This window comes from Bradyrhizobium sp. NAS80.1, from assembly GCF_001908205.1.
GTDB lineage: Bacteria > Pseudomonadota > Alphaproteobacteria > Rhizobiales > Xanthobacteraceae > Bradyrhizobium.
In genome coordinates this window covers 1-1,003 of sequence record NZ_LGHL01000452.1, presented here as the reverse complement: position 1 = coordinate 1,003, position 1,003 = coordinate 1, and the positions used below count along the sequence as shown (strand labels likewise).

The window sequence follows — 1,003 nt, the reverse complement described above, 5'->3', positions numbered from 1 at the left end:
TTACCCCGACCGAGTGCGAGGGGAATGGATCGCCCCCTGGGGAGTCGCCGAGTTTAAGCGACTTGGGCTTATCGAACTCCTGCAGGACAATGGCGCAATTCACGTCGAACGCCACGTTCCCTATGACGAAAACTGGTCGCCAGATGCTGCGGAGCAGCGTGCTTTTGATTTCACCAAACTGCCACCAGACCTTCCAACTCCCATATGCATCGGCCACCCGACGATGTGCAATGCTTTTGCATCGTCGGCAAAAGCGGCTGGTGCGCAGATCCTAACTGGCATCAAACAGGTCCAAGTGACGGCGGGCGTCCGACCTACCGTTTCGTTATTATCAAGCGACGTGTCGATACGGTTAAGGCCTCGCCTCGTCGTAGGTGCTGACGGGCGCAACTCAGTCCTGAGGAAACAACTGGGATTCTCTTTGCAGGCCGATGAACCGCACAATCTTTTGGGCGGGATGTTGGTCGCAAACGTTCCAGATTGGCCTCGTCATATCCAGGCGATCGGAACTGAGGATAGGCTGCATTATCTCGTCTTTCCTCAAGGGAAGGACTTGGTTCGCCTCTATGTATGCTACGAGTTCTCGGATCGACAAAAATTCGCAGGTCCAGATAGAGAGACCCGGCTGCTGCAAGCCTATCGATTGAAATGTTTGCCGCATGCGGAAGCGATACTTGGTGGCACGCCTATCAGCCCATTTTGTTCGTACTCCAATGAGGATCACTGGGTCGATGATCCAACGCTTCCAGGCGTTGTACTTATTGGGGATGCAGCTGGCCACAACGATCCCATTACCGGACAGGCATTGTCGATTGCCGCCAGGGATGTGCGTATCGTATCCGATATTCTTCTTTCAACAGAAAATTGGGATCGCCTCGACCTTGAGGCCTATGTTGATGAACGGCGGGAGAGATTGCGCCGTCTGAGAATTACAGCTGGCCTGGCGACGAAAATACGGGTTGAATTTGGCGAGGATGCCAAGCAACGGCGAGCTAGAGTCAGC

Annotated in this window: 1 protein-coding gene; it reads left to right on the top strand. The window is 54.1% G+C overall.

All coding sequences use genetic code 11. From position 1 onward, the window contains the following. Positions 1-1,003, top strand: a 1,003-nt coding sequence (locus AC629_RS44165; RefSeq protein ID WP_143199954.1) for an NAD(P)/FAD-dependent oxidoreductase, incomplete at both ends; no start/stop codon positions are given.